Origin of the sequence: Streptomyces sp. MMBL 11-1 (assembly GCF_028622875.1) — a bacterium.
In the GTDB taxonomy this organism is placed as follows: domain Bacteria; phylum Actinomycetota; class Actinomycetes; order Streptomycetales; family Streptomycetaceae; genus Streptomyces.
Genome location: NZ_CP117710.1, coordinates 195941 through 220798, shown reverse-complemented (window position 1 = coordinate 220798; position 24858 = coordinate 195941). Strand labels below are relative to the sequence as shown.

Below are 24858 nucleotides of genomic sequence, written 5' to 3'. Positions count from 1 at the left end.
GCCAGTCAGTCCAGAAGCCGGGCGAACCGCTCCGGCACCAGCCCCCTGCTGTTGCCCGCATACGGGAACAGCCACGTCGCCCGGCGCAGGAAGTCCCGCAGGTCATGGCCGAGCTCGTCCAGTGTCCCCCGTACCGCCAGCGGCTCCGCGAAGTCGAAGACCGCCCCCGCCCCCGCGCGCCGCACCTCCACCACCCCAGGGCCCTGGCCGGGTCCGGTTCGCAAGGCCACCTCCCACCGTGCACCGGCACGGGCCACCGACCACCCCCCGCCTTCACCGAGGCCGGCCGGCTCCACCATCAGGCCCTTGAACCGCAGCCGGGCCATCCAGTCCTCCACCAGAACGGCCACCGCCTCACGCCGGCCCGCCACGTCCAGGGCCTGCGGCTGCAAGGCGCGCTTCACCCGGGCGGGCACCCCGGCCGCCAGAACCCCGGGGGGCAGCGACCGGTTCACCAGGCCCATCGCCGCCACAACCGTCCCCGCCCCGACCCGGACGCCGGGCAGCACCATCGCCCGCACACCCAGCCAGGCCCCGTCCTGCACCTCGACGCCCGCGAACGCCGCCCCGTGACCGTCCCGGACCGGGTGCCCCGCGTGGTAGCCGTGCGTCCAGATCGCCACCTGGGCGCTGATCCCCACCTCATCGCCGATGACGACCGGCTCCGTCGGATTGACCACCACGTCCGGAGCGATCTGGCACCGGTCCCCGATCCGGAGCGTCGACCGTTCCTCCATCGACGCGCCCGCGCCCACCCGCAGCCGGTGCCCGAGGTAGCAACCCTCACCCACCGACCACTCCCGGCACACCACCTCCGAGTCCGCGTCCACCACACTTCCGGCACCCAGCCGGACCGCGTCCGCCACCAACCACCGGGCCCCGTACCCGACATGGGCTCCGGCGCCCAACTCCAGGTGCGCGGAACGAAGATCGCACCCCGCACCGATGACCGCACCGTCCTTGAGCACCAGCTGATCCGCGACGATGACCGTGCCCTCACCGATCCGGACACCCTCCCCGATCCGCGCCCGGCCGACACGCAGTTCAACACCGGGAAAGCCCTTCGTCTCCACCGCAACCACTCTCCTTGTCCGTTCACCTTCTGAAACCCGGCGCCGTACGCCGGGCACATCCGCAACCCGACCCCTGTCAGGAGCCCCAGCACCGTGAACCCGATCCCACACAGCGTTCTGGCCGTCGCGGCCCACGCCGACGACGAAGTCCTCGGAGCCGGAGGAACACTGGCCGAACACGCGCACGCCGGAGACCGCATCCACCTCCTGGTCCTCAGCGCCAGCGCCACCAGCCGCCCCGGCACGGGACAGGACGACGTGCGCGCCCACCGTGCCGACTGCGTCACACGGGCAGCAGCCCTCTACGGGGCGTCGGCCGAGATCGCCGACTTCCCCGACAACCGCTTCGACACCCTGCCGCGCCTGGAGATCACGCGGACCATCGAGGCGGCCATCGCCCGCACCGCACCGCAGGTCGTCTACACGCACAGCGCGAGCGATCTCTCACTCGACCACCGGATCACCGCCGAGGCCACCGCGGCCGCGACCCGGCCCCAGCCCGGCGTGTCCGTCAGTACCGTGCTGGCCTGGGAAGTCCGCTCCGCGACCGAGTGGGGCACCGGCGTTCCGTTCCGCCCCACCTGGTTCCAGCCCTTGAGCGAACGCGCCATCGCGGTGAAGGAGCAGGCCCTGCAGGTGTACGCCTCGGAGATGCGGCCCTGGCCGCACACCCGCTCCATCCGGGCGGTCATGGAAGCCGCCCGGGTCCGCGGGGCGCAGATCGGGTTCCCGGCGGCCGAGGCTTTCGAAGTCGTACGCCATACCGTCACCCGGCCGGCGTGAACCATGCCTCCGGCTGCCCGGCCAAGGCCAGCCCGAGGCGCTCGTGGACGCTCTTCCGCATCGCCGGCAGAGCGTCCATGGCGAACCAGCCGACCTCCAACGTCTCGTCGTCCGCCGCGCGTGCCTCCTGACCGTCCACCGCGAGCCGGCACAGGAAGAGGTGTTCCAGGTACTGCGCCAGGTCCCCGTTGGGGTGCCGGACGCGCGGCGAGACGGTGACCGCCGCCAGGCGCTCCGGCACCACCCGCAGACCGGCCTCCTCACGCACCTCACGCACGACGCCGGCCGCCGGAGACTCACCGGGCTCCAGAATTCCGCTCAGCAGCGACCACTCACCGGTGTCGGAGCGGCGATGGAGCAGCACCTGCCCGTCCTCGCGCTGCACGACCGCGTTCACCCCCGGAAGCCACAGCAGATGATCCGGGCCGACCGCGGCACGAAGGGAAGCAACATACGGAGGAATCACAGCGCCACCTTGAAGTCGTGGAAGGGACAGCAGCGAGGCCCGATGACGACGTCTTGGTTCACCGCACCATGCCCGCCGGAGGTTCTCGCACCCTCCAACCCACCACCGCACCAGGCCCGTCGCCAGGGGCCACGGCGTGAACTCCGTGAAGTACAAGCAGTGAAGTGTGAAGTCCCGTGAAGTCGCCCCATTGCTACAACAGGTGACGTACCGTCCTCCTGTGGCGACTGACCGCACCTTCTCCCGCCAGCCCAACGCCGAGCTCGCCCAAGCACTCACGGACGCGCGCTGGTCGGCGCGTGACCTGGCGAAGGCCATCAACCCCCGGCTCAACGCGATGGGCCTGCCGGAAGTGAGCCTCACCGCCGGCTACAAGTGGCTGGACGGGTACGCCCCCCGCTCCGCCGCTGTACGGGACATCGTGGCCGTCGTCCTGTCCAAGGCCGCCGGCCGCCGCTACTTCTCCGCCCAGCTGTGGGGCCGCGAGACACCAACCGATCACCCATCGGAAACGACTGAACTCCTCGGCCCCCTGCCCCTGGAGAACATCCTTCGTACCGCAGCACAATGGACCAACGGCGACCACGAACCCGCACTCGTCCAACCCGCCGACGAGGAACGGCTCACTGCGGCCGTCTGGGACGCCACCCGGCAGGCCCCCGTCGCCCCCGCACCACGCCGCGGTCACGGCGACCACGTCGCCCCCGAGTACGTCGACATGCTCTCCGAGCAACTCGCCGCCCTGCGCCGGCTCGATGACCGAACCGGAGGCGGCACCCTCAGCCAGCGTCAGGCGCGGATCTCCCTGCACGAGGCACTCTTCCTCCTCCATACCGGCCAGTATTCCGCCGCCACGGGAAACCGCCTCCTCCAGCACGCGGCCGGAACCGCACAGCTCGCCGGATGGATGAGCTTCGACGCCGGGCTCGCCCCTGCAGCCCACCGCTACCAGCTCCTCGCCATCCGCATCGCCCGCGCCGCCGACGAGGCCGCCACCGTCTCCAACGCCCTGGGCATGCTCGCCTACCAGCACGCCGCCGCCGGCAGCCCGCCTCTTGCGCTGCGCTTCGCCCATGCAGCCGTCGAGCACGCCGCCAAGTCCGCACCGCTCGTTCAGGCCCGAGCCTGGGGGCGTCTCGCCACCGCCCATGCCAGCGCCGGTGACCTCGACGGCTTCCGCCGCGCCACCGACCGCACCCGGAAGCTGATCGAGTTACGCCGGAGCGACGACTCGCCGTCCCTGTACTACCTCACCCCTCAACAGGTCGACGCGGAATCCGGCCAGGCCCTCGTGGATCTCGCCGCACACATCCCCGGGCGACGCTCCGTCCTGCTGCGCGAGGCAGCAGAGCTCCTCGCTCCCATCGCCGCACAGGGGCCCGACAGCGGATACCGTCGCTCCGGCATCCTCCACGGCATCCACCTGGTCCGCGCCAGCATCGGTACCCGCGACACCGAAACCACCGCACACTGGGTCAACGCCCTTGCCCACCACGTCCCCAACGTGCAGTCCATACGGTGCCGCACGCTCCTGGCCACCGTGCGCACCAAGGCCGGCAAGCAACTCCGCGCCGCCGGACACGATGATGCGCTCGCAGCCCTCAACACGGCACTATCGACCGTATGACTGACCTGCTTCCGATCGCGGCACCGGCCTGGACCATCGTCACCGCGGTCTATGACTCCCCTGCCGCGCGAGGACTCACCGACGCCCTGTATCGCGAACAGGCCGCGATCTACGGAACCGCTGACGACCCCGCCGCTACACCGCCCCACGAGTTCCGGCCACCGCACGGGAGGTTCCTTATCGCCACCAGCCCGGACGGCATACCCCTCGCGTGCGGCGGCTGGCGCACTGCCAGCCCAGGAACTGCGGAGATCAAACGCATGTACGTATCCCCTGCCGCCCGCGGCCACGGCCTCGGACATCAGATGTTGAACGCCCTTGAGGAAGACGCCCGTCAACACCGCATGACCAAGGCGATCCTGGAGACGGGAGTCGACAACCGAGACGCCCTCGCCCTCTACACCAGGGCCGGATACGCCCGGATCCAGTCCTACGTCACCGGACGGAACCCACAGATCAATCGAGCGCTGAGCAAGCAACTCCTGAAAGGGGCCGGTGGTCGGGGCCAACTCCTCGACGGCCGAATTGCACCCTGCTTGGTGCGCTGAACCGCCGGACTCCTGGATGATCACCGCTGAAGGGGCCGTACCGCCGTTGACGGCCGGGAGGGAGAAGGCGCATGTTCGCAAGCGCAGCCGTCACCTGCATGCTCGTCGAGCAGGCTCTGCCGCTGATGCCGTACTTCGACGACGGTAATGAGTTTTGCCCAGGATCCATCGGCGCGCCGGGTTGTGCGGGCCCCCAGTCGCGTCAGCCCCGTTCGGCCGGTGAGACATCGCCAGCGGCTCCGGAGGTCGGATGGGCGGGGGCGGTAGCCGGTTCTCCGGTGATGACGCGCAGACCGGGTTCGTGCAGGGGCTGCCACCCCATGATCCGAATCCAGGCCGGCTGCTGCCGTGAGCCTTCTAAGTACATGGGCCGCGTCGTGCCGTAGGCGTGGCGGCGCAGGTCTGCGGTTTGGTGCCAGAGTTCCTTGACCTGCGGGTCTTCGCAGACCCGGTCCACGATCGACCGCAGTGAGTCGTTGGCCAGCGCCCCCTGGCGCAGCTGCGCGAGCAGGGGTGGGGCCCAGTGTTCCTCCCACTGTGCGCACTGGTCACGGGCGGGCCCGGGCAGGAGCAGGTCGACCATGACGTTCGCACCGGGCCGTGCGGTCCAGGGGCACATTCTGGCGGCCCGGCGGTTGAAGGCGATGATCGAGAAGTCGCCGGACTCCAGGATCGCGCCGAAGGGGAGCCGGTCGATGTGGTCTCTGAGGTCGTCGGGGACCTCGGGGGCGACGGGGGAGAGCAGGGGCGGGGTGGGCCGGCCGGCCCATCGGTAGAGGGCCAGCTGCTCGTCCGGGTGGAGGGTGAGCAACCGTGAGATCTCGGCGATGACATCGCTGGGCATGGGTCGCCGGCCGGTTTCGAGCCGCCGGTAGTGGTGCTCGCTGATCCCGAGCTCCTCGGCCATCACCGTCTGGGTGACCGGACCGTCGCCGTGCGCGGGGTCCCTGTCCGGCAGGTCGGCCAGGGAGCGGCGGGCCCGCCACTTCTTGAGGAGGGTGGGCAGGTCGGGAGCGGCGTCACGCATGCGTACCTCCAGGTGTACGGCTAGTGCACACGGTACCCATTCCCGACATTTGCGACCGGGCCAATCTTGGCCCGGGGCCAGGGCTGGCCCTTCCGCTCAGGTCCGCCGCGGGCGTTCTCTAGACGTGACAAACAGGCAGACCTGCCTGTTTCAAGTGCTCGAACGAAGGAGGAGCCCGTGACGTGTCTGCATCTGCCGCCGGTACCTGCGTCCGTTGAGGCCGCACGCCGGTGGGCGGCCCCCCTGCTGCCTGTCGACGTGCGCGACTCGGTCGTGCTCGTCGTCTCCGAGCTGGTGACGAATGCAGTCGCCGCCGACGCGGCAGCCGGGGCGGACGACGACATCGAGGTCGAGCTGGTGGTCGACCCGGCGGGCCACGTCGCTCTGGCGGTCACCGACGCCAGCGACCTGCCGCTGCCTGACGCCCCAGTCGCTGCCCCCCTCGACGAGGACGGAGGCCGCGGACTACTTCTGGTCGACGCGATCGCCTACGACCACGGATGGGCCCCGCGCGCCTGCGGCGGAAAGTGCGTCTGGGCCCTGGTCCGCCGCCCCTTTCTGGCACAGCGGTGGGCGGTCTCGTCGCCGGAGGGGCTGGAGTGCGCCGATGCCTGACACAGGGCTGCGTCCCGAGAGCATGCAGTCAAGCCCTTGGGTAGCGTCGGACGGGAACGAGGGAGGCGTCACGGCGATGCAGGAGCGCAGGGAGAACGGCGACCGCCGTGAGCAGATGGTCCGGCGGCTCGTCGAGGCCGCCGGAGTCGTGATCGACCGCGACGGGTACGCCGCCGCGACGACCCCGGAGATCCTGCGCCAGGCCGGAGCCAGTCGCGGCGCCCTCTACCACCACTTCCAGCGCAAAGAGCAGCTCGGCGACGCGATCCTGGACCGTCAGCGCGCGTTCTTCGACGAGGTCGCCGACCAGGCGGCTTCGGGCCCGGCCCCACAGTTCTGGCTTCAGGCGCTGATCGACATCAGCCACCACTACACCGCCAGCATCCTTCAAGACCCCGTCCTGCGGGCCGCCGTGCGCCTCAGCATCGAGCCGGGCCCCTATCAGACCGCCAAGAGCTACGCGGCCCCTCTGGGCGCCGTCACCGCCGTGCTCGAAGCCGCCCGCGCCGCCGGCGAGCTCCAGGACCACGTCACTCCGGAGGAGGCCTCCCGAACGCTTGTCGGCTGCTACAGCGGCGTACAGCTGCTCGCGCTCGCCCTTGCGGAACGGCAGACCCTGCACCAACAGGTCACCGCCATGTGGTCCCTGACCATGCCCGGCCTAGCCCGCGGACACGTTCTGACCCAGCTACGCCTGGGCCCGCCGGCCTCCTGACCGCCCGCCCGCCCGGATGGTGGAACGCAGACACGGCGAGCTTAAACCTCGCTGCCCCTGAGGTGTGCCGGTTCAAATCCGGCTCCGGGCACCACCCGCACGTACAGTCCGGCGGCGGTGAAACCGGGCCCGTAAGCCACCGCGACACCTGGCCCCGCGGCCGCATCGCCGGCCATGGTCCGCGCCAGCACGTCCAGCAGCGCCACCCCGCCCAGATTCCCGCCCGCGAGCGAGTCCCGGGCGTGCTTGCCGGCCATCTCAGGGTCGAGACCCAGGCCGGTCAGGGTCCCGGAGATGATCCCCGGCCCGCCCGGATGCACCGCCGCCCACGCCACCGGCCGCCCGGCCAGCCACCCCGTCAGGTAGGGCACCGCCCGCGCCGGCGCCTCGGTCGCCGCCTTTCCCGAGTCGAAAGTGACCCCTTCCTCATGAACCACACCCCAGTACGCGTCGGAGCTGTCCGGCAGGACCAGCTCCCACACGTCCTCCACCACCACGTCACCCGCGCTCGCCTCCTCGACGGCGGCAACGACCACCGCCGCCGCTGCATCCCCGAAAAGGCCGCCGTAGAGGACGTCCTGCATGGTCGGCAGCTTGGGCCCCGGACGGTAGAGCGTGGACAGGTCCTCGGCCGCCACCACCAGTGCCCGCCCGCCCATGCGGCCGCGCCGCAGGGCTCGGGCCGCGTGCACGAGCGCGTGTCCGCCGCCGACGCACGCCGCGGTCGCCAGACCGATCCGCTCCACGTCCGGCCGCAACCCCAGCCGCCCCACCAGGTCCACGTCCATCCCCGGAATCGTCCAGCTCGTGGTGTGCGTCGTGATCAGCACATCCACGTCCCTCGGGCTCAGCCCCGCCTGCCCCATGGCGCCCTGCGCGACCTTCACGGCCCGGTCGCGGGACGCCTCGTACGCGGCCCGTGAGCGCACCCCCACACCTCTCCGGCGCGCCGTCTCCGCCAGCGGCGCCGACCACGGCCGCCGCACGACCCCCGTGTTCTTCAACATGCGCGTCCACGAGGCGATCTTCACCCGCAGATACCGCCGCTCCAGATCCCTCACGAGCTCGTCCGTGCTTACCCGATGCTCACCCCGCACAACCACCGGGCGACCGATCACCACATCCACAACCCCCACCCCCTCCACTCAGCGGCACCGTCGTTGCCACCGTACGCACAGAGGAGACCTCAATGCCCCGCCGTCCCCACCCCAGCCTCCTGCCCGCCGTACCGGAGCAGATCGTTCCGCGCCGCCCTCTGGACCCGGGCGTCCACGTCCAGCGCGTCCAGGTCGACGACCTCGTCGTCACCGACCCCGCCCTGGTCCTCACCCACGCCCACACCGCCGCCCGCCACGATCCCGAGGCGGCCGCCCTCCTCGGCTACCGCCCCAACACCGCGCTCACCCTCCAGACCGCCGCCGCGCTCCTCTGCGCCCTCCACACCACCGACGACCTCACCGGCATGGGCCTGCGCGCAGCCCGGCACACCACCCGCATCAACGCAGCCTCCCCGCATCGCGAATCCGTCGTTCTGGAACTCACCGATGCCCCAGAGCGGGACGGCTGACGAGCACGGGCACCTGGCAGACCCGCTGCCTTCCGCGACCGCCCCCGTTCCAACGCCCCCACCGCACAACCCGCATCACCACAGGTCCAGGACGTCCAGCACACGAGCAGCCGTGGGCAGATGAGGGGTGGATCGCCCGGTGAGCACACCGTCCGGGATGTCGACCTTTGCATCCAGCTTGATCATCTCCCTCCACCGCAGGATCTGCGGCCACTGCACCGTCCAGGCGGCGCGCAGTTCACCGGTCGGGATGCTCTCCAGCCGGCGCCGGTCGGTCAGCAGGCGAGCGGCCGTCTTGGGGCCGACGCCGCGGGCCCCGGGGATGTTGTCGGCGGGGTCACCGGTCAGAGCCCGGTAGTCCGGCCACTGCTCGGCGAGGACGCCGAAGCGGGGGAGGATGTGCTCGCCGGCGGTATAGCGGCGTTCCAGGGCGAGGCCGGTGTTCAGCAGGCGGACGCTGGGATCAGCCAGGAGCTGGATGAAGTCCTTGTCGGTCGTCAGGATGTCGACGGCGCGCCCGCGGTCGCGGGCCCGGGCGGTCAGGGTGGCGATGACGTCGTCCGCTTCGCAGCCGGTGTGCTCGATCCAGCGGACCCCGGTGTAGTTGAGGGCGTCCTTGACCAACCTGAGCGAGTCGATCAGTCCGGGCGCGGAGGCTGGCCGTTGGGCCTTGTAGGCGGCGTCCTGGGCGATGCGGGCTTGCGAGCCGTCCTCGGCGTCGAACACCACGCAGATTTCGAATTGCCCGGCGTGCTGTGCCTGAGTCTTGCGCAGTAGCGCTGCGAATCCGAAGACGCCTGTTCGGTCGGTGTGGCCGTCACGGGTGGTGATGCGGGCCGGGAAGCCGTGCCAGGCGCGGTGGAGGAGGTGGTGGCCGTCGACGAGCAGCAAGGGCGCGGTCATGGAGATGCGTCTTTCTGGAGGCGATGTGTTCTGGGGGCCGGTGACCGCGGCCTGCGGGCGCCCGTTGCCGGGTGATGAGAGCCTAGCCAGTTTGTCGGGTCGGAGTGGGCCACGCGGTGTTTCGCCGAACCCGCGTTCCTGGCGGCGTGGGGTCGGCTCCCCTATGCCGGGCCTGGTGTCGAGGTGATGATGCGGGTGTCGTCGCAGGCGGCGCTCGGCAGGATCGCCTTGGCCGCGACCGCGGAGGCCCACCGTTCGTCGGCGGTCTCGTCCGGTGCCCGCTCCGCGCCCCAGACCCATCGGCCTCCGTTCTCGGCCCGGTCGAGGACCGCGACGGCGTAGCGTTGCCCGGTTACCAGGGGCTGGTAGAGGAGCTCGGCGGTCGTGTAGGTGCCCTGGGCGGTGCGGGTGACGGACTGGGAGAGGTCGAGATCGCGCTGCTGGGGGCCTTTGAGGGTCTTCTCGACGGTGAGGGTGGCTTCCTGTACGCCGGTGCTGGGGTCGCCGGCGTCGGGGATGTAGCGGGTGGGGCCGGTGACGGTACCGATGACGACGGTGGGGGCGTAGGCGGCGACGTACTCGGGGGTGTCGGTCGGCGGAGTGCACAGGGAGGAGACGCTGACCTCGCCGTCGTCGACGAGGACGTAGGTGCCGGTGCTCGCTGCGAGGACGAGGCCCACGGCCGCGGTGATGATCCAGTACCTCTTGCGCACGACTATCTCCACAGGTTGCTGTAGTTGGCCTTGTCGACGGCCTGGGGGGAGGTAATGGGCGGCGACGCGATGTCGGTCCACATCAGCGACAAGACCCGGCTGCCCTTGTGGCACAGGCCGAGGGCGTGGCCGAGTTCGTGAGCGGCGGCGGAGTTCATGAAGGCGCGGCTGCGACCGCTCATCTTGTCCCGGTTGAAACGGATGTAGTCGGTGGCCGCTGTTCCGGAGTCGCGTACGTACTGGGCCACCGCCGCCCGATCGGCAGTGCCGCCCTTGTAGTCGCGGAACTCCAGGTCGTTGACGGTGCTAGCGCTGTCGGGGCGCAGCTTGATCTTCGCACCGGAGTACTGCCACGCCTTCAGGGCGTGTTTGCGGGATCCGTCATAGCGGGTCTTGTCCGTCCAGCGGATCTCGCCGTCGTCGACGGAGGACTCGCCCCGGCGTTCACGCTCTCCGCTGATGCAGGGAGCCGGGGCCACCGCGGCGCGACTCGGTCGCTCCGTAGGGACGGAGGGGAAGGAAGGTATGAGGGCCAGCGGCGCTGAGAGAGTCACGACAATCGAGAGCCCCTGTAATGGTGACGTCACACTGCGTGATGCTACGTCGAGTCGGAGACCTCTGATTGGCGGGGCGGCCCTGGTGCTGAGAGATGACGGAATGTGGATGCCCTTGGCCGGGACGATATCCCTCAAACGGGGGAAAAGGGTGTTGATCAGCAAGGTCCACCGCACGGCAAGGGTGCGAGGGAGGCGTCGTATGGCGGACGACGGATACGACGGAGCTGGCCGACGAACGGGGCCTGCGGGTCGCGGCGTTGGCCTCCCCGCTGTGGAAGTGGTGCCACGCCGGGCAAGGTCGACAGCTTCGGTTTCCCCACCCAGGTGCCCGCCGAGGACCGTGAGCGGTGGGTGGACCGCGTCTTGGCGGTGGCGGGCATCCTGGGCACCGACCGCGTCCGGGAGTTCTCGCACCTGGCCGTGGGCGAGCAGACGGAGTCGTTCCTCGACGACCCGCTGCTTCCGTATGCTCTCCAGGCCGCCGAGCGGGCCGGAGTACGGCTGCTGCTGGAGAACGAGCCGGTGTGCACGGTTGCCGAGCCGACACCGCTCCTCGACGTGCTCAGGGAACATACCGGGCTGGGGCTGTGTCGGCGTGCCGGCCGCCGCCCCTGCGCCACGCAAGCAGCGGGACCGCCGCGACCGCCACCCCGAAGCGACGAGGTCCGAGATCCAGCACGAAGTGGGTTCCGGTCTCCCCGTGCCCGGGGGCGCACCGGTCGGGCTGATGGCCGGGGCGGTTCCAGCGCTGCGGTATGGGGTCAGGCCGGTCACGGGAGGTCGCTGCCCCGTACGAGCGGTGCGCTACGCGGCGGGATGGCAGGGGGGAACCGGGCCGAGGGGCACGAGGAGACGTGATCCGCCGTCAGCGGAACGCGGAGAACGCGGCTCGATCCGCATCCTGCCGCTGGGCAGGCCGAACCCCGCTCCAGTCCAGCGCATCGCGCGCTTGACGCAGTACTTGATCGGCCACGTTCCTCGTCTCGGTCAGGACGTCACCGCGCTCCCTGACCAGTCGGCTGTAGATCGGGGCATCCTCAGCCCTCGCTTCGCTGCTCATAGCGTCTGATCTTCCCCGTTCACCGATGATCTGTCAGGCCTTCACCGCAGTCGGCTTCCGTCCTTCCGGTTGGGCAGTTGATCAGGAACTCTGGGCCTGCTGTTTCGCCTTGCCAGGGTCTCGACCCGCCAGTGTGACGTCGTGCAGCAGGCGATCAACTCCCTGTTCCGATGCGTACGGGGTGAACCCGGTGGTCAGGTCACGGATCTGTTGGATGCAGCGTGAGGCTCCGATCTGCTGAGCGAGGCCGAAGGATTGATGTGCCAGCTGAGCGGCCTGAGCGATGTCGCCCTGGGCGAGGAGGCTCTGCGCCTCATAGCCGAGGAACACGCTTTTCGTCTTCGCGCGGGCTGAGGGAAGCAGAGCAATCCCTTGACGGATCTGGGCGTGGGCCAGGGCGGGTTCCCCTAGCTCGATCAGGCACCTGCCGGTATCCACCGCGACGTCCGCAAAACCCATCCATGAGCACCATTCGGGGGGTGCGTCGGAGGCGGAGTTCAGAAACATCTCAGCTTGCGCGAGGTCGCGGTAGCAGGCGCGGGCTTCACGGAGCATCGCGTGTGCCCGTGCTTTGCGGAGGAGGAGCAGAGCCTTGGCGGTCGGGTTGGTGGTGCGCGTCAGGGCGTGTTCCAGGCTCTGCGCGGCGGCGTGGGGCTTGCCGAGCCAGATGCTCTGGTAGGCGATGTCAGAAAGTGCCCCGGCGCCCAGATTCATGTCGCCGGCCTGGTGCGCGGCGTGGACGGTTGCGTGCCAGTAGCGGGTGGCGGCGGCGTGGTGTTCGTGGTCGAAGTGGTGCCAGCCGAGGGTCTGGCTGAGAGCGGCCGCCAGGGAGTGGAGGCGAAGTTCGATGGCGTGGCTGTAACTGCCGTGGTCGAGGAGGTCGACGACGGTCCTCAGATGCGCGTCGAGAAGGGGGCCGGTGTGCTGGCGGTGGGCGGTGGGCAGGTTGTTCAGGCCGTGAGCGGCGGTCTCCAGCCAGTCGACGAGCGCCGGGTCCACCGGGCGTCCTTCAAGGGAGCCGACGGCCAGTGCCGGGTCGATCGTGGCCCACTGGTGTGCGAAAGCGCCCAGGGCAGCCGGTGTGTAGGCGAGGAAGGTACGGCGGTCGACAGCCATCTGTGCGGCCTTTCTCAGGACGGGGATGGTCAGGCCTGACCCGAGGGGTACGGGTGTCTCCTGTCCGGGCAGCCAGTGCGGCCAGCCCAGAGCCGCCACTTGGTCGTGCGGGACGTCGAAGACGTCGGAGAGGAGTTGTTGCGAGAAGTCGTCCGGCGTGACGCCCTTCTCCCACAGGGAGACGCGTTGCCGGCTGGTCCCGGCCCGGCGGTCGCGGCGCCGGGCGGCTTCCTTCACTCGTCTGGCGAGCTCCGCCTGTGAGAATCCGCGCAGCCACCGTGCGTATGTCAGCGGGTGCCGGATCGGTTCGTCCATCACTCCATGGAAGCACCCGGGCCGGGCTCGCGGAGGCGTGTTCGCCGGAGGGGATGACAGGGAGATGACACTCGAACGCTGTTGCGGCCGGGGCCTGTTGCTCTGTAATCGAGCGGCGGTGTTCCGGCCGTGGCCGTGTGGATCGTCCGCGCGCACATGCTCTCGCCGGGAGAGGGATGAAGCTCATGGTGGTGGAGATGCCGTGTGGGGCGCCCGAAGAGCAGACCTCGCGGTCAAAGACGCACGAGGTGCACGAGGTTGTCCAGTTCCGTGATCTCCGGCTGCGTGTCGAAGCGCCGGCATCCGCGATGCTCCGGTCCGTGCTGGAAATGGTGGTGCCGGCCTGCGCTGTCGCTCCGTCGCACGCGGTGTCACAGTGGACGCTCCAGGTGCAGGAGCAGCGCCCGGGCGCTGACAACGAAGGTCAGCTGCCCGGGGGCCAGATGGTCCTTGAGCTGCCTTATGGCGGGCGCCGCCTGACGATGCTGGAGGCCACTGGGGGTGTGATGCGCCTGGCGGCCGCCTACCGGCCGGGCCAGCCGCCCGCCGGGATCGAGGTCGATGCGCGGCGGCGGGTGACGCGGCTGGTGGTGGCAGCGGGTGACGCGGTGGGGCTGAGGTGGGCGGACTACCTGGCCCGGGTGTTCTTCGCGTCGAGGCTGCTGGCGGCGGGGTGGCGGATGCTGCATGCCTCAGCGGTCGCCGTCGAGGGCCGCGCGCTGGTGTTCCTTGCGGGGCGTCACGGCGGGAAGTCCACCCTTGCGCACCGGGCGGTCCGGGAGCTGGGGGCGCTGTTCATGGCGGACGACCTGGTGCTGATCGGCCCGGACGGCACGGTGATGGGATGGCCGACCCGCGTCGCGGTGCCCGCCCAGCTCCTTCATGACACCGCCGTCGGACGGCGTGAGCGCACGGTCGTGGCCGGGGTGGAACGCTACCGGGTCCTGTTCACCCCGGCCCAGCACCGTGCGGCACTGGGCATCGGCTACTCGCCGCCCGTTCCTCTGGGCGCCGTGGTGATGGTGGACGGCGACGCCGCCGGGACATGTGCTCGTTCGGGCACGGAGGTGCTGGAGCGGGCCGTGGCCCGGGCCGCCCGCGTCCCGCAGCAACTTCTGTACGTCAGCGACCCGCTGGGGCTGATGGGCGGGCCGCGGCTGGCGGACCAAGCCGCCGCAGCGCCACCGGCCGAAGGGCTTCTGGCCGGTGTGCCGGCTGCGGTCGTGCGGGTGGCGGTGGGGCATCTGCCGTCGGCGCCGGTGTGGCAGGGCCTCGAGGGGATCATCCCGCGAGTGGGGCGGGGCCGGTGACCTGGACGGACCGGCATACCTACGAGGTGCGAAGCGCCGGGCGAGGCCTTCGCGTGGAGGCGGATTCGGCCCTGGTAGCCCAGTGGGAGACGATCGCCCCGCACCTGCCCGGGGTTCTGCCCGGCGGGCTGCGGCCCGGCGGCGGACCGGCTGTTGGTGTGCTGCCGCGCGGGATGTCGGCCAAGGACGCGCGGCGGGTCCTGAACGCTCATCTGCACCTGCTGCATGTGGACCACGGGGCGCTGTGCCTGCACGCGGTCGCCCTGCGCCGTCCGTCCGACGGCCGGAGCGTGCTGCTGCTCGGCGGCCATGGGGCGGGCAAGACCCTGGTCGCCCTGGCCCTGGCGCGCCGGGGCTGGCAGGTCCTCGCCGGGGATGTGACGCTCCTCGACGTCTCCGATGCCCGCCCGGCGCCCCGGGTCCTGGGCGGCACCACCGCGTTCCTCGCCCGTCGTGCTCCGACACGGCGCTGGTTCCCCGAGCTGGTCCTGCCATGGTCTGCGGGAGACCGGGTGGACCTGGGGCACGTGGCAAGCGTGCAGAGGGCGCCGGCCGAGATCCAACCCGTGACGGTGGCGGCCGTGGTGGACGTGGACGGCGACCGTCACGCCCGCCAGGGAGTGGTTGAGGTACTGGACACGCACACGGCTGCCACGGTGTGGTGGCGGGCCAGTGGACACCTGCTGGAGCGCCTGCTCGATGACAGCCCGGTGGTTCTGCGCCAGCTCGAGAACGACCCTGCCGCCGCACGGCGCCAAGAGCGAGTGCGGGCGCTGGCCGGCGCCCTCGCACTGCACACGGTGTGGGGAGCACCGCACGCGATCGCCCGCCGGATCGAAGACCTGGCCGGTACCGCCCCACCGACGTCGACGATGGAGGATCGCTGATGCATGGGAAGAAGCCGGTGCGCCGGTACACCGGAGCGCGGATCCATGTCGGGGGCGGGCGGGCGCGCCTTCTCGCGGGGGCCGCGCCGGAGGTGGGGATGGTGGTGGGCAGGTTCAGTGTGATCAGCCCGGGAACCGAGCGGCGGCATCTGGGGGGCCCAGACCGTGAGGCCGGATACATGACGCTCGGCCGGGCCGACGATTCGGGGGGCTGGGTGCTGGCCCCGGTTCCGCACGGTGCCGCCTTCGATCCGGCCTGTCCCGGGGCGGTGACCGCACCAGCGGGGATGGATCCGGGGCTGGTGGCGCTGGCCCGGTTCCAGCAGATGGCCTGCCTGGGCCTGGACCGGGTGCCCACCGACGACCTGAGCGACGTGGTCGTCGTCGGCTCGGGGCCGGTCGCGCTCGGCTGCGTGCTGGAGCTGTCCCGCCGCGGCGCCACCGGCATCCGGGTGGTGACCGCGCGTCGGCACGCCGCGATCGGCCGGGCTCCGGGCGTCATCCGCGTACCGTCCAAGGACGCCGGGCGGGGCCGGTTGGTCATCGACGCAGCCGGCGCCCCGGCGAGCGCGGCCACGTTGACCGCGCCCGGCGGCATTCTCGGTCTGCTCGGCACTCCCGCCGACGGCGACGCACTCGGTGCGCTCCAGGTGCACCGGGGCGGCTGGAGCGTGGTGGGCATGCACGAGTTGGCCCCTGGTGCCGAGGGTGCGTACCAGGCCGCGTTCACCACGGCCTGTCACTGGCTCACCGGGCATCTCGATCCGGCCCTGGCCACGTTCTGGTGCAGGACGGTGCCTGGCGACAAGGCCCCGGAACTGTTCGCCCTGCTCGACGCCCCGGGCCGCCCGGCCGAACCCGTCCTGCTGCTGGACTGGAGGTCGGCGTGAGTGCGGCCGGTGTCGGGCTGTACAGCATCGGCGTACGCGGACTGGACGTGCCGGAGCTGCTGGAATGGGCCGGAGCGCAGAATGTTCCGTTCGTGCATCTGCGGGGCGGGCCGCGCGGGTTCGACCTGGCCCGGCAGTCACCGCAGGTCCTCGCGCACTGGCGCCGGTGCGGGGAGGTATGCGTGCCAGTCACCGGGGTGACGGCCGACCTGGACCTGGCCGACCTGTTCGCCCCGCCCGTCCCCGAGCGGGCCCGGGCCCGGACCGAGCTGGATCTCCTGGCAGCCGCGGGGGCCGCGATCGGTGCCCGCTGGGTGCGGCTGCTGGGGCGCACCGTGCCCCGGGGGCCGCTGCTGGCGGCCATGCTCACCGGCGAGCTGCCGCAGGTCCGGCTGCCGCTGCTGGTGGAGCTCCACCACCCCGGCTGGCTCGCGCCCGCCGCCCTGGACGCCCTGGAGACGTTGCTGGAACGCCGGCCACAGATACGCGCGCTGGCCGACACCGCCCAGCTCGCCGCCGCCCTTTTCTCAGCAGGCAGCACGGGGGAGGCGGGCCTGGAGCGGGTGCTCGATCTCTCTCGGGTGCTGCACCTGTCCGACGACGGAAGCGGCCGAGACGCGCCCGGCCGCGCACTGGTGGCGCAACGGGCCCGGGACCGGATCGGCAGCGGACAGGACTTCGAGGTCGCCGTCGAGTGGACCGGTCAACCCCGCACCACGCAGGCGTGCTTGGACCGGTACCGGGAGGCCGACCGGTGGTGGGCGCAGCGTTCCAAACCACCCCCACCAAGGCCATAGGGTGTCCACTCGATCACTACACGTCACAAGGAGGGGTTGTCGTGGAACCGAAATCGCAGCCTGATCTCACCGCGGTGCTCGCCAGCGCCTACGGCCTGCCCGGCGCCGTACTGGAGCGGCTGCCGGTCGGCCAGGTGACCGTCAACTACCGGGCCCGGGTGGGTGACCAGGTGCTGTTCGTGAAGCACTACCAGGGCAGCGACTCGGACCTGAGCGCCGAACAGGCCGCGGTCGATCAGACGCAACTGGCCGGTATTCACCAGGTTCCGGTCGCCTCGGTGCGCCCTTCGGCCAGCGGCGACACCGTCGTGAGGCAGGACGGCATCGCCGTCTCGGTGTGGGAATGGGTGCCCGGCGCGGTCGTCGAAGACGGTCTCAACCCCGCCCAGCAGCGGGCCGCCGGAACCACGCTGGGCCGTATCCACACCGCGTTCGCCGACCACCCGGCCGGGTCCGGCCCGTCGGCGAAGCTGGAGAAGTGGCTGCGCCCGGACATCGACAAGCTGGAGGCCACCGCCGTCAAGCTGCTGGGCATCGCCGGGGAGCGCGCCCAGCGTGACGCGTTCGACGAGCAGGCGCTGCGGACCCTGACCGAGCGGCGCGCGGTGCTGCACCGCATCCCCGAGCTCCTGGACGGCCTTCCGCCGCTGACGACGCAGGTTCTGCACGGCGACTACTCGGCGGTCAACCTGCTGTTCAAGGGCGACGAGCTGACCGCCGTACTGGACTTCCTGCCCCCCGACCCGTTCCTGGTCGCCTACGAGCTGGGCCGGATCGCGTTCGACCCGCGCACAGTCGTTCTCGACGAGGACTGGATCGCGGCGGGCGTGAACCTGGTCGGCGCCTACCTGGAAACCAACCCGCTCGTGCCGGCGGGCGACGTCACCGCCTGCGCCCGGGTGGCGCTGCTGCAGCTGATGACCAGCCTGTACGGGGTCAAGCAGCACTACCTCAAGCCCGGCCTCCTCCAGGAGGACCTGGACCAGTTCTGGCTCCTGCGGCACGCCGCGGCCCAGCGACTACTGGCGGGCCTCGGCGAGGTCGAAAGCGCCCTGGCCCGGGCAGCCCAGCACCGCTGACAAACCGCCTCCGGGCGGTCCACGAATGAAGGAGTAGCCGATGTCCACGACGGCCATAGCCGCCGGCCAGTGGGTGGTCCTGCGCGGACCGATCAGCGCCGAGACGATCACCACAGCCGCCGCCGCGCTCGCGGAGCGCCGCCAGCTGCACTGCGCACTCGACGAGGGATCTGGAACGCTCCGGCTCACCGACCCGGTCACTGCCCACCTGCTGGTCACGGTGCGGTGGAAGAGCCTGCCACCGCAAGCGCCGCACACGCTGGGCTTCCAGATTCCGCCGCCGGCCGCCGTGGACATCCTGATCGACCCCGGCCCCGAACCCGGCGCAAGCCGGCTCGCCGGCGAGCTCCACGACGCCCTGGCCGCGCGCACCCTGCCCTACACCGAGAGTGAACTGGACGGCATCCGGGCCGCCATGCCACTGCTGGAGCGCTACAGCACCGAGCAGCCGGCGTTCGGCAACTGGGCGCTGCTCTTCCGCGACCACTACCTGGAGCACAGCACCGGATTCGTCCTGGCGATGGAGCGGGCCGGGATTCCCCCTGAGTGGATCTTCGCCCTGGACAAGGGCGACCAGACGTGGAACCGGGACCGTGTCCACGCCACGTTCACCGCGCGCGGGTACCGCAGCGACGTCCTGGACAACACGGCCGTCAACGACCCCGACGCGCACCGGGGCGAACTCGCCCGCGTCGGAGCGGATATCGACGCGTTCCTGGACGCCGCGCACGCGGCCGGCCGACGGGTGCTGGTCGTCGACGACGGCGGCCTGCTGGCCCGCGGCTACGGAGCCGTCGGCGCGCCCCGCGCGGTGGACGCCGCGCTGGAGCTGACCGTCAGCGGCATCAAGCGGATCGCCGCCGCCGGCCAGCTGGCGATCCCCGTGCTGAACATGGCCCGCTCCCAGGTCAAGTCCCGCCTGGGGTACCGGGAGATCGCCGACTCCTGCCTGCGCCGGCTGCGCGCCCTGCTCCCGGACCGCAAGATCATCGGCCGGCAGGTCCTGCTGCTGGGCTACGGCACCCTCGGCTCCCGCCTCGCCGCCCAGTTACGCGATCTGGGCTGCCGCGTCGATATCGTCGACACCGACCTCCCGGCCCTCATCGACGCCGCCGAGCACGGCTTCACCACTTACCGCACTGCCGCCGACGCCCTCGCCGCCACCCGGCCGTTCCTCATCATCGGCACCACCGGCGAGATCGCGCTGAGCGACACCGACCTGAACGCCCTTCCCGACGGCGTGCTCCTCGCGCCCTTCGCCACCCGCGACTTCTCCGCCCTGACCGAGAACGCCTCACACCGCACGGGCGCCAACGACATCCCCGGGGTGGGCATGCGCTTCGCCCTGCCCGGCGAGAGGACGGTCACCCTGCTGGGCAACGGACGCTCGATGAACCTCTTCGAAGCCGACTCCATCCCCAGCCAGGGCTACGACGCCTACCGGGCCGCCACCCTCGTCGCCGCCGCCGCCCTGTGCGCCGACCCCGGACGCATTCCCCCCGGACTGCACACCGCCCCGGCCGACACCGCCATCACGGACGCCGGCCTGTGGGAGGCGTACTACGACCTGTACGCCGCACCAGGCACCGGCGCCACCCAGTTGCCCGCCGTGCCCTCCCCGCGCCGCGCTGCCCGTGGCCGACTGGAGCGGGCCGCGATCGTCGGATACGGCGTCGCCGGGCGCCTGCACACCGAGATCCTCACCGCCCTGGGCGCCACCCCGGCCGTCATCGACCCCAAGCACCAAGACCTCCCCGCGTCCCTGCGGACCTTCCCCCACCAGGTCAGCGAACTGCCCGAGGCGGTGGCCGCGGGCATCGACCTGTGGTCGGTGTGCTGCCCCACCGCCGAGCACCTGGACGTCCTGCGCGCGATCCTCCGGCACAACCCGGCCGCCCGCGTCCTGATGGAGAAACCGGCCTGCCGCGGACACGAGATCGACACCTTCAGCCGCCTGCTCACCGACCACCCCGCCGCCCGGATCATCGTCAACGACCAGTACCGGCACTCCACCACCCTGCCGGCGTTCACCGCCCTCATCGCCGCACTGGAACCCGGCGCGCCCATCGACAAGGTCACGGTGCTCTTCACCAAGGACCGGCGCCCCGACAGCGCCTCGGGGCGCTTCATCGACCGCGACTACGGCGTACTGGGCTACGAATGGCTGCACATGCTCGCGGTCATCCGCGGCATCCTGCCCGCCCCGGCATGGAAGCACTACCTGGCCTCGGACCCGGCCACCACCACGACCGAGCCGGCCTACGACCCAGCCCTGTTCGTCGCCGCCCTGACCGAGCGAACCGACCTCCCCCGCCCCGGCGCCCCAGGCACGCTGCGGCTGGAGCTGACCTCCTCGATCCTCGGCCCCGGGCAGGCCGACGACACCGCACCCGCACCCCGGCCCCCGTGGCGCCAGGGACTACGCGCGGCCGACGACCGCTACCGGCACGTCACCGTCCACGCCGGACGAACCCGCTTCACCCTGCACCTCGAACCCGTCACCGCACCCGGCGGCTGGCAACTCGAACGCCGCCACCACCGACTCACCGCAGCACGCGACGGCGCCGTCATCCACGACGAAGTCCTCACCGACTCCCCGCTCAGAACCTCCGTACACCACGCGGCCGCAGCCCTGTTCGCAGAAGCCGCCCCACCCGCCCCCGACCTCGAACCGCTGCGCCGCATCGCGCGGCTCGCCGAAGTCCTGCGCGAGCGGGCACCAGACGCTCTCACCCACCCGGATACCTCCCGGACCAGCGCGTAGCCGCAGCCAACCCGCCCCCGGCCCCTGCCGGGGGCCCACCGGAAGGCCACGCCGTGACGCACACCATCTCCCTCACCGCCGGACAGCAGAGCCTCACCATCCGCTCCGACACCTCCGACGTCATTCACTGGGCCACCACGTACTTCGGCCCCTACTGGAAGACCACACCGGCCAACAGCAACACCACCCACAACGGACCCCTGCTCACCATTACCAACGGCGACCACCACCGGCCCGCCACCCACGCGCACCATGCCGTCTTCGCACGCGAACCCATCGGATACACCCACCACCCCGACAAAACCGTCACCGCGCACACTCTGGCCGGCCCGCCGCTCGCCTTCCGGTACAACCCCGCCCAGCAGCACCTACACATCAGCAGCCAACAGGCCATCGAGACCACCCACCCCGGCCGGCCCACCCCCCTGGCCATCGCCACCACCCGCTTCGCCCGCGAAATGCTGCGCTCCCAACTTCTCGCCGACGGATGGGCGCTGCTCCACGCCTCCGCCGTCGTACTGCCCGACGGCCGGGCCCTGCTCGCCGTGGGCAACTCTGGAGCAGGCAAGACCACAAGCGCCCTCACCCTGGCTTCAGCCGGTGCGGGACTCCTCGCCAACGACTGCTGCTTCGCCCGCCCCAACACGGCAGGCACACTCGACCTCCTCCCATGGCCCGCCGCGGCCGCCGTGGGCCTCGGGCTCCTCCACGCCCTTCACTTCACAGACCTCGCCCGCTCACACCTCCAAGCCGGCGAACCACCCCACCCCACCCAGGACCAGCGCGTGACCGACGCCCTCCTCACCGGGCGCCCCTGGGCGCTGAGGACCACCGCAGGCCGCGAACTCAAAGCGCACATCTGGCCCGACCAGCTCACCCGCTGGTTCGGACTCACCTTGGCTACCACCGGCACCGCGACCCGGGTGCTCCTTCCCCGCACCGTCTCCTCCTCCACGACCCCGCCCCGTGGAGATGACGCCACACCCACTGTCACCGACTCCGTCTTCATGACCGCCGACGAAGATCGGTATCCCGACATGTTCGGCTTCACCGCAGGCAACTCCGCCGGGACATCCGAAGCCTGCGGCCAGGTGCTTCAGCGCATGAACCGCCTGTCACGGCAAGCCATCGATCTGCGATACGACGAAGGAGCGAACAGGCGGACACTGACCACGCTCATCACCACCCGCCCCGGGCTGGATCGTGGGATGGAGCGTTGAGGTAGTCAGACGGCACTAGTCGCTCTGTCCGTGCCGCCGCTTGGCAGGCCGTGCTCGGCGAGGATCAAGATCCGGAGGCTGGACAGCGAGGAGAGGGAACCGTCCCCAGGAGTTCCCACAGAGGAGTGGACCCCGCGGCCCAGTGCGCGAGCAGGTGGCGGTCGACCAGGTGGAGTCGTTGCGAGCGGGCGAACGCCACGGCTTTGTCCGTGAAGCGGCCGTTGGTGACCAGCACGACAACGTCGCCGTTGTGGACGGGGCGGCCGGTGCCGTTGAGGACGTGCAGGTCCGGGGTCCCGACCGCGGACCCGGCCAGTCCAGCGGCGCGGTGCTTACATTGGATCACCCACAGGCGGCCGAAGGGATCGGTGGCCTTCACGTCTGCACCGTTGTCGCCGGCCCCTCCGACCTGGACCGCCCGGGGGCAGCCGTCGCGACGCATCAGATCCCGTACGGCTTCCTCGAACTGCCGGTGGTGGAGAGCATCGATCTGCGGCATCGCGTAGCGCAGTCCCCGCTCCCGCACCCGGTCCCAGGCGGCAGCCTCCCGGCGCCGGTGCACCCACACCCCGCCGGCCACCGCCGCGCTCAGCAGGAGCACGGCCGGCACCCAGGGGTGCGCGGCCAGCCACCGCAGCGCGCCGACGACCAGACTCCACACCACGGCGAGCACCAGGAGCAGCAGACCGGCCTGCTCCCAGCCGGAGGCCCGCCTCTGTCGGCGGGACGCCGCACGACGCCTCGGCGTGGGCCGACGTCGAGAGACGGGAGAAGTACGGCGCCGGCGCGGGGCGGGGGAACGGCGAGCGCCCGGCCGGGGGCGTGGGCTCATGTCCCGGCCTGCGAGATGCCGCTCACCAACTGCTGAATCACATCGAAAATGCCCTGGCCCAGCGGGGTCGGCGCGATCACGATGCCCAGAGCCAGGACGAAGAAGGCGGTGTTCCGTTCCTCGACGCGGCTCCTGGCCTGAGTCCTGCGGCGCAGCCGCATCACCACGATGACCGCGAGCAACACCCCCACGTTGATCGTCATCATGCGAATTCCCGCTCCCGCCCGCCTTCGTCTCCTGCACTGTTCTGGCAGCCCCCCAAGGGGCCGGGGAACAGTGCAGCCGATCACACGCCCGGATCGCAGCGCGTCGGCAAACGTTGGCGGAACCTCACCGGACGCTGTCCGGTTACCGTCCGGACACCCGTTCCCACAAGGAAGACGAAGCCGAGGAACTCGCGGACCGACCGGCCCTTCCGGGCCGGTGATCACTCGCGTAGCAAGAATCTGCCTCAAAGGGGCGGCGGTCAGCCGGACAGCTATCCCCGTGCGTGGTCGTCCACGCGCTTACGGCGGCTCAAGGGGATCAGACGACTTCCGCAGACGCGGCTTGGGGTGCCAGTAGCCACGGCGTGCTGCGGCATGACCGGTAGCTCTTCCGTGTTCATAAACCCGGACCCCCGCCCCCATGCGCATCCAGTTTGAGAGTCTGATCCAGTAGCTGTGGCAGGTGGACATCGGTGTGGGGGAGCAGTCGGTATGGCAACGGGGACCAGAGCAGTCGTCAGATCATGTGGGTCACCGTGGAACCTCAAGTGGTCCGCAGCCAAAACTCGAGGACTGCGACGTCGCCGGTGGTGAGGCCGCGGGACGACGCGACGCGGTACAGGGGGGCAAGGGCTGGCCCGGACGACCGGGCCGACACCACGCCGCAGCGCTGACCCAGTCCACGGCGAGCCCGCGGTCGATAGTCATCGTGACGCCGAGTTCCTCGCGCAGTTCCCGCGCGGCGCCCGGGCCGGGGACTCGTGCGCGTCAACGGCGCCGCCCGGCAGGAGGCAGGTCGGGCGGTAGTCGACGTGCTGGATCAGGACTCGGCCGCGTCGGTCGGTGATCAGCACAGACGTTCCGGCCCAGAGGGCGGCCGAGGCGCGTAAGGCCCCGTACTCCTCGTCGGTCATCAGCGTACCGGTTGAGGCGTCAGGGGAGGGCGTGGTGGTCATTTCGTCTCCGATCGTGCGGGCGGGACCTTGCGAACGGTGGGCCGGTCAGGCGACGAGCTGGTGTGGGTCGCTCGGCGCGGGGCCGGGGGAGAGCCGGGTGAAGTACTCGGTGCTGATGATCTGGTTGCGTTCTGGGGCGGGCAGGCGGGCGAGCAGTCCGGGCAGGGGACGCTCGCGGGCGACTTCGCTTCGGTGGGCGCAGATCGCCTGCCACTTCACCGAGGCCCACGGTGAGACGTCGACGGTGGTGGTCACGTACGCGTCCGGCACCGCGAGGAGCGTCTTGCCCACGCTCTGAAGGAGCGGGCCGAGCCGGCCCATCCCGGATTCCGAGTGGGTAGCCGCGTACAGAGCGGCAGGCTGCCAGGGCTCCCCGGCGTCGGGATACAGGTGCGGCAGGCCGGCGGCCTCGACGGCGAGGAGAGTGATCTGGTGGGCGCGCCGGTGATCCGGGTGCCCGGTGAGTTGGCCCAGGGCATCGTGGCCGATGACGAGGTCGGGCCGGACTTCGCGGATGTGTGCGACGAGACGGCCGACGGCTTCGTCGAGGGGCGCGTCGACGAGACGTACGGCACCGTCGGGGGCGGAGGCGGGATTGCGGGCGTCGGCGTAGCCGAGCAGCCGCGGGGCCCCGGCGCCCAAGACGTTCAGGGCGTTCGTGAGTTCGGGGGCTCGGTGACTCGTCGGCGCCCAGGTGGCGGTGACGACGGTGGTGCGGGCGCCCGCGGCGTGGTGCTGGGCGAGCACACCGCCGGCCAGCAGACTCTCGTCATCGGGATGGGCGAACACCCCCATCAGCGAAGGCAGCGACGGCTGGTTCATGGCGAAGAGG

General features: G+C 71.0%; 25 protein-coding genes, 1 tRNA gene and 1 pseudogene. 14 read left to right on the top strand and 13 right to left on the bottom strand.

Features of this window, described 5'->3' with window-relative positions:
* Positions 1 to 5 precede the first annotated feature (5 nt).
* On the bottom strand, positions 6 to 1073 hold the full coding sequence (locus tag PSQ21_RS36375) for an acyltransferase (RefSeq protein WP_274036508.1): 1068 nt from the start codon (positions 1071 to 1073) through the stop codon (positions 6 to 8).
* A gap of 93 nt (positions 1074 to 1166) precedes the next feature.
* Here PSQ21_RS36375 and PSQ21_RS36370 point away from each other — a divergent pair, with 93 nt between their 5' ends.
* The gene (locus tag PSQ21_RS36370; RefSeq protein ID WP_274036507.1) at positions 1167 to 1856 is read left to right on the top strand and encodes a PIG-L deacetylase family protein; all 690 of its coding nucleotides are present in this window, start codon (positions 1167 to 1169) and stop codon (positions 1854 to 1856) included.
* On the opposite strand, the gene PSQ21_RS36365 is transcribed toward PSQ21_RS36370, so the two are convergent.
* Positions 1840 to 2322, bottom strand: coding sequence for an NUDIX hydrolase (locus PSQ21_RS36365; protein WP_274036506.1), 483 nt, complete (start codon positions 2320 to 2322; stop codon positions 1840 to 1842). The two genes, PSQ21_RS36370 and PSQ21_RS36365, sit on opposite strands and share 17 nt — an antisense overlap.
* Positions 2323 to 2542: 220 nt before the next feature.
* Between PSQ21_RS36365 and PSQ21_RS36360 the strand changes: the two genes are divergently transcribed.
* The gene (locus PSQ21_RS36360) at positions 2543 to 3949 is read left to right on the top strand and encodes a hypothetical protein (RefSeq protein ID WP_274036505.1); all 1407 of its coding nucleotides are present in this window, start codon (positions 2543 to 2545) and stop codon (positions 3947 to 3949) included.
* Positions 3946 to 4497 carry a GNAT family N-acetyltransferase gene (locus tag PSQ21_RS36355; RefSeq protein ID WP_274036504.1) on the top strand — a complete coding sequence of 184 codons (552 nt, stop codon included), beginning with the start codon at positions 3946 to 3948 and terminating at the stop codon, positions 4495 to 4497. The genes PSQ21_RS36360 and PSQ21_RS36355 overlap by 4 nt, the downstream gene beginning before the upstream one ends.
* Before the next feature lie 202 nt (positions 4498 to 4699).
* Here PSQ21_RS36355 and PSQ21_RS36350 read toward each other — a convergent pair whose 3' ends face one another.
* Positions 4700 to 5524 (bottom strand): helix-turn-helix domain-containing protein, encoded by an 825-nt coding sequence (locus tag PSQ21_RS36350; RefSeq protein ID WP_274036503.1) that lies wholly within the window; start codon positions 5522 to 5524, stop codon positions 4700 to 4702.
* Between the two features lie 177 nt (positions 5525 to 5701).
* On the opposite strand from PSQ21_RS36350, the gene PSQ21_RS36345 reads away from it, so the two are divergent.
* From PSQ21_RS36345 to PSQ21_RS36335, 3 genes are all read left to right on the top strand, one after another.
* Positions 5702 to 6139, top strand: a complete 438-nt coding sequence (locus tag PSQ21_RS36345) for an ATP-binding protein (protein ID WP_274036502.1) — start codon at positions 5702 to 5704, stop codon at positions 6137 to 6139.
* 76 nt (positions 6140 to 6215) lie between these two features.
* Positions 6216 to 6854 carry a ScbR family autoregulator-binding transcription factor gene (locus tag PSQ21_RS36340; RefSeq protein WP_274036501.1) on the top strand — a complete coding sequence of 213 codons (639 nt, stop codon included), beginning with the start codon at positions 6216 to 6218 and terminating at the stop codon, positions 6852 to 6854.
* Between the two features lie 10 nt (positions 6855 to 6864).
* A tRNA-Leu gene (locus PSQ21_RS36335) sits at positions 6865 to 6948 on the top strand.
* Positions 6949 to 7372: 424 nt separating this feature from the next.
* Here PSQ21_RS36335 and PSQ21_RS37930 read toward each other — a convergent pair.
* Positions 7373 to 7861: pseudogene (locus PSQ21_RS37930) on the bottom strand (PhlD); the annotation flags it as partial.
* 182 nt (positions 7862 to 8043) lie between these two features.
* On the opposite strand from PSQ21_RS37930, the gene PSQ21_RS36330 reads away from it, so the two are divergent.
* The gene (locus PSQ21_RS36330; RefSeq protein WP_274036500.1) at positions 8044 to 8421 is read left to right on the top strand and encodes a hypothetical protein; all 378 of its coding nucleotides are present in this window, start codon (positions 8044 to 8046) and stop codon (positions 8419 to 8421) included.
* Between the two features lie 75 nt (positions 8422 to 8496).
* On the opposite strand, the gene PSQ21_RS36325 is transcribed toward PSQ21_RS36330, so the two are convergent.
* The 5 genes from PSQ21_RS36325 to PSQ21_RS36305 form a co-directional block, all read right to left on the bottom strand.
* Positions 8497 to 9324 carry a 5'-3' exonuclease gene (locus PSQ21_RS36325; RefSeq protein WP_274036499.1) on the bottom strand — a complete coding sequence of 276 codons (828 nt, stop codon included), beginning with the start codon at positions 9322 to 9324 and terminating at the stop codon, positions 8497 to 8499.
* Positions 9325 to 9485: 161 nt separating this feature from the next.
* Positions 9486 to 10037: a hypothetical protein gene (locus PSQ21_RS36320; RefSeq protein WP_274036498.1), complete on the bottom strand. Its 552-nt coding sequence runs from the start codon at positions 10035 to 10037 to the stop codon at positions 9486 to 9488.
* A gap of 2 nt (positions 10038 to 10039) precedes the next feature.
* Positions 10040 to 10516, bottom strand: coding sequence for a hypothetical protein (locus PSQ21_RS36315; protein WP_274036497.1), 477 nt, complete (start codon positions 10514 to 10516; stop codon positions 10040 to 10042).
* A 943-nt stretch (positions 10517 to 11459) separates the two neighbouring features.
* Complete coding sequence (locus PSQ21_RS36310) at positions 11460 to 11654, bottom strand: hypothetical protein (RefSeq protein WP_274036496.1); 195 nt, start codon at positions 11652 to 11654, stop codon at positions 11460 to 11462.
* An 81-nt stretch (positions 11655 to 11735) separates the two neighbouring features.
* Positions 11736 to 13085, bottom strand: coding sequence for a helix-turn-helix transcriptional regulator (locus tag PSQ21_RS36305; RefSeq protein ID WP_274036495.1), 1350 nt, complete (start codon positions 13083 to 13085; stop codon positions 11736 to 11738).
* Positions 13086 to 13405: 320 nt separating this feature from the next.
* On the opposite strand from PSQ21_RS36305, the gene PSQ21_RS36300 reads away from it, so the two are divergent.
* Genes PSQ21_RS36300 through PSQ21_RS36270 form a run of 7 tightly spaced genes read left to right on the top strand, consistent with a single transcriptional unit; the run spans position 13406 to position 22032 of the window.
* Positions 13406 to 14395: a hypothetical protein gene (locus PSQ21_RS36300; RefSeq protein ID WP_274036494.1), complete on the top strand. Its 990-nt coding sequence runs from the start codon at positions 13406 to 13408 to the stop codon at positions 14393 to 14395.
* Between the two features lie 53 nt (positions 14396 to 14448).
* Positions 14449 to 15282 carry a hypothetical protein gene (locus PSQ21_RS36295; protein ID WP_274036493.1) on the top strand — a complete coding sequence of 278 codons (834 nt, stop codon included), beginning with the start codon at positions 14449 to 14451 and terminating at the stop codon, positions 15280 to 15282.
* Positions 15282 to 16172, top strand: coding sequence for a hypothetical protein (locus PSQ21_RS36290; protein ID WP_274036492.1), 891 nt, complete (start codon positions 15282 to 15284; stop codon positions 16170 to 16172). Before PSQ21_RS36295 ends, PSQ21_RS36290 begins: the two co-directional genes overlap by 1 nt.
* Positions 16169 to 16969 carry an AP endonuclease gene (locus PSQ21_RS36285; RefSeq protein ID WP_274036491.1) on the top strand — a complete coding sequence of 267 codons (801 nt, stop codon included), beginning with the start codon at positions 16169 to 16171 and terminating at the stop codon, positions 16967 to 16969. The genes PSQ21_RS36290 and PSQ21_RS36285 overlap by 4 nt, the downstream gene beginning before the upstream one ends.
* A 41-nt stretch (positions 16970 to 17010) precedes the next feature.
* Entirely contained in the window at positions 17011 to 18048 is a 1038-nt protein-coding gene (locus PSQ21_RS36280) for a phosphotransferase enzyme family protein (RefSeq protein ID WP_274036490.1), read from the top strand.
* 40 nt (positions 18049 to 18088) lie between these two features.
* A complete protein-coding gene (locus PSQ21_RS36275) occupies positions 18089 to 20812 on the top strand; it encodes a Gfo/Idh/MocA family oxidoreductase (protein ID WP_274036489.1) in 2724 nt (907 codons plus the stop codon).
* Between the two features lie 53 nt (positions 20813 to 20865).
* The gene (locus tag PSQ21_RS36270; protein WP_274036488.1) at positions 20866 to 22032 is read left to right on the top strand and encodes a hypothetical protein; all 1167 of its coding nucleotides are present in this window, start codon (positions 20866 to 20868) and stop codon (positions 22030 to 22032) included.
* Positions 22033 to 22096: 64 nt separating this feature from the next.
* On the opposite strand, the gene PSQ21_RS36265 is transcribed toward PSQ21_RS36270, so the two are convergent.
* From PSQ21_RS36265 to PSQ21_RS36250, 4 genes are all read right to left on the bottom strand, one after another.
* Positions 22097 to 22714, bottom strand: a complete 618-nt coding sequence (locus tag PSQ21_RS36265) for a restriction endonuclease (RefSeq protein WP_443334439.1) — start codon at positions 22712 to 22714, stop codon at positions 22097 to 22099.
* Between the two features lie 146 nt (positions 22715 to 22860).
* Positions 22861 to 23070, bottom strand: a complete 210-nt coding sequence (locus PSQ21_RS36260) for a hypothetical protein (RefSeq protein ID WP_274036486.1) — start codon at positions 23068 to 23070, stop codon at positions 22861 to 22863.
* A 704-nt stretch (positions 23071 to 23774) separates the two neighbouring features.
* Entirely contained in the window at positions 23775 to 24026 is a 252-nt protein-coding gene (locus PSQ21_RS36255) for a hypothetical protein (RefSeq protein WP_274036485.1), read from the bottom strand.
* 45 nt (positions 24027 to 24071) lie between these two features.
* On the bottom strand, positions 24072 to 24848 hold the full coding sequence (locus PSQ21_RS36250) for a PIG-L deacetylase family protein (protein WP_274036484.1): 777 nt from the start codon (positions 24846 to 24848) through the stop codon (positions 24072 to 24074).
* Between the last annotated feature and the right edge of the window lie 10 nt (positions 24849 to 24858).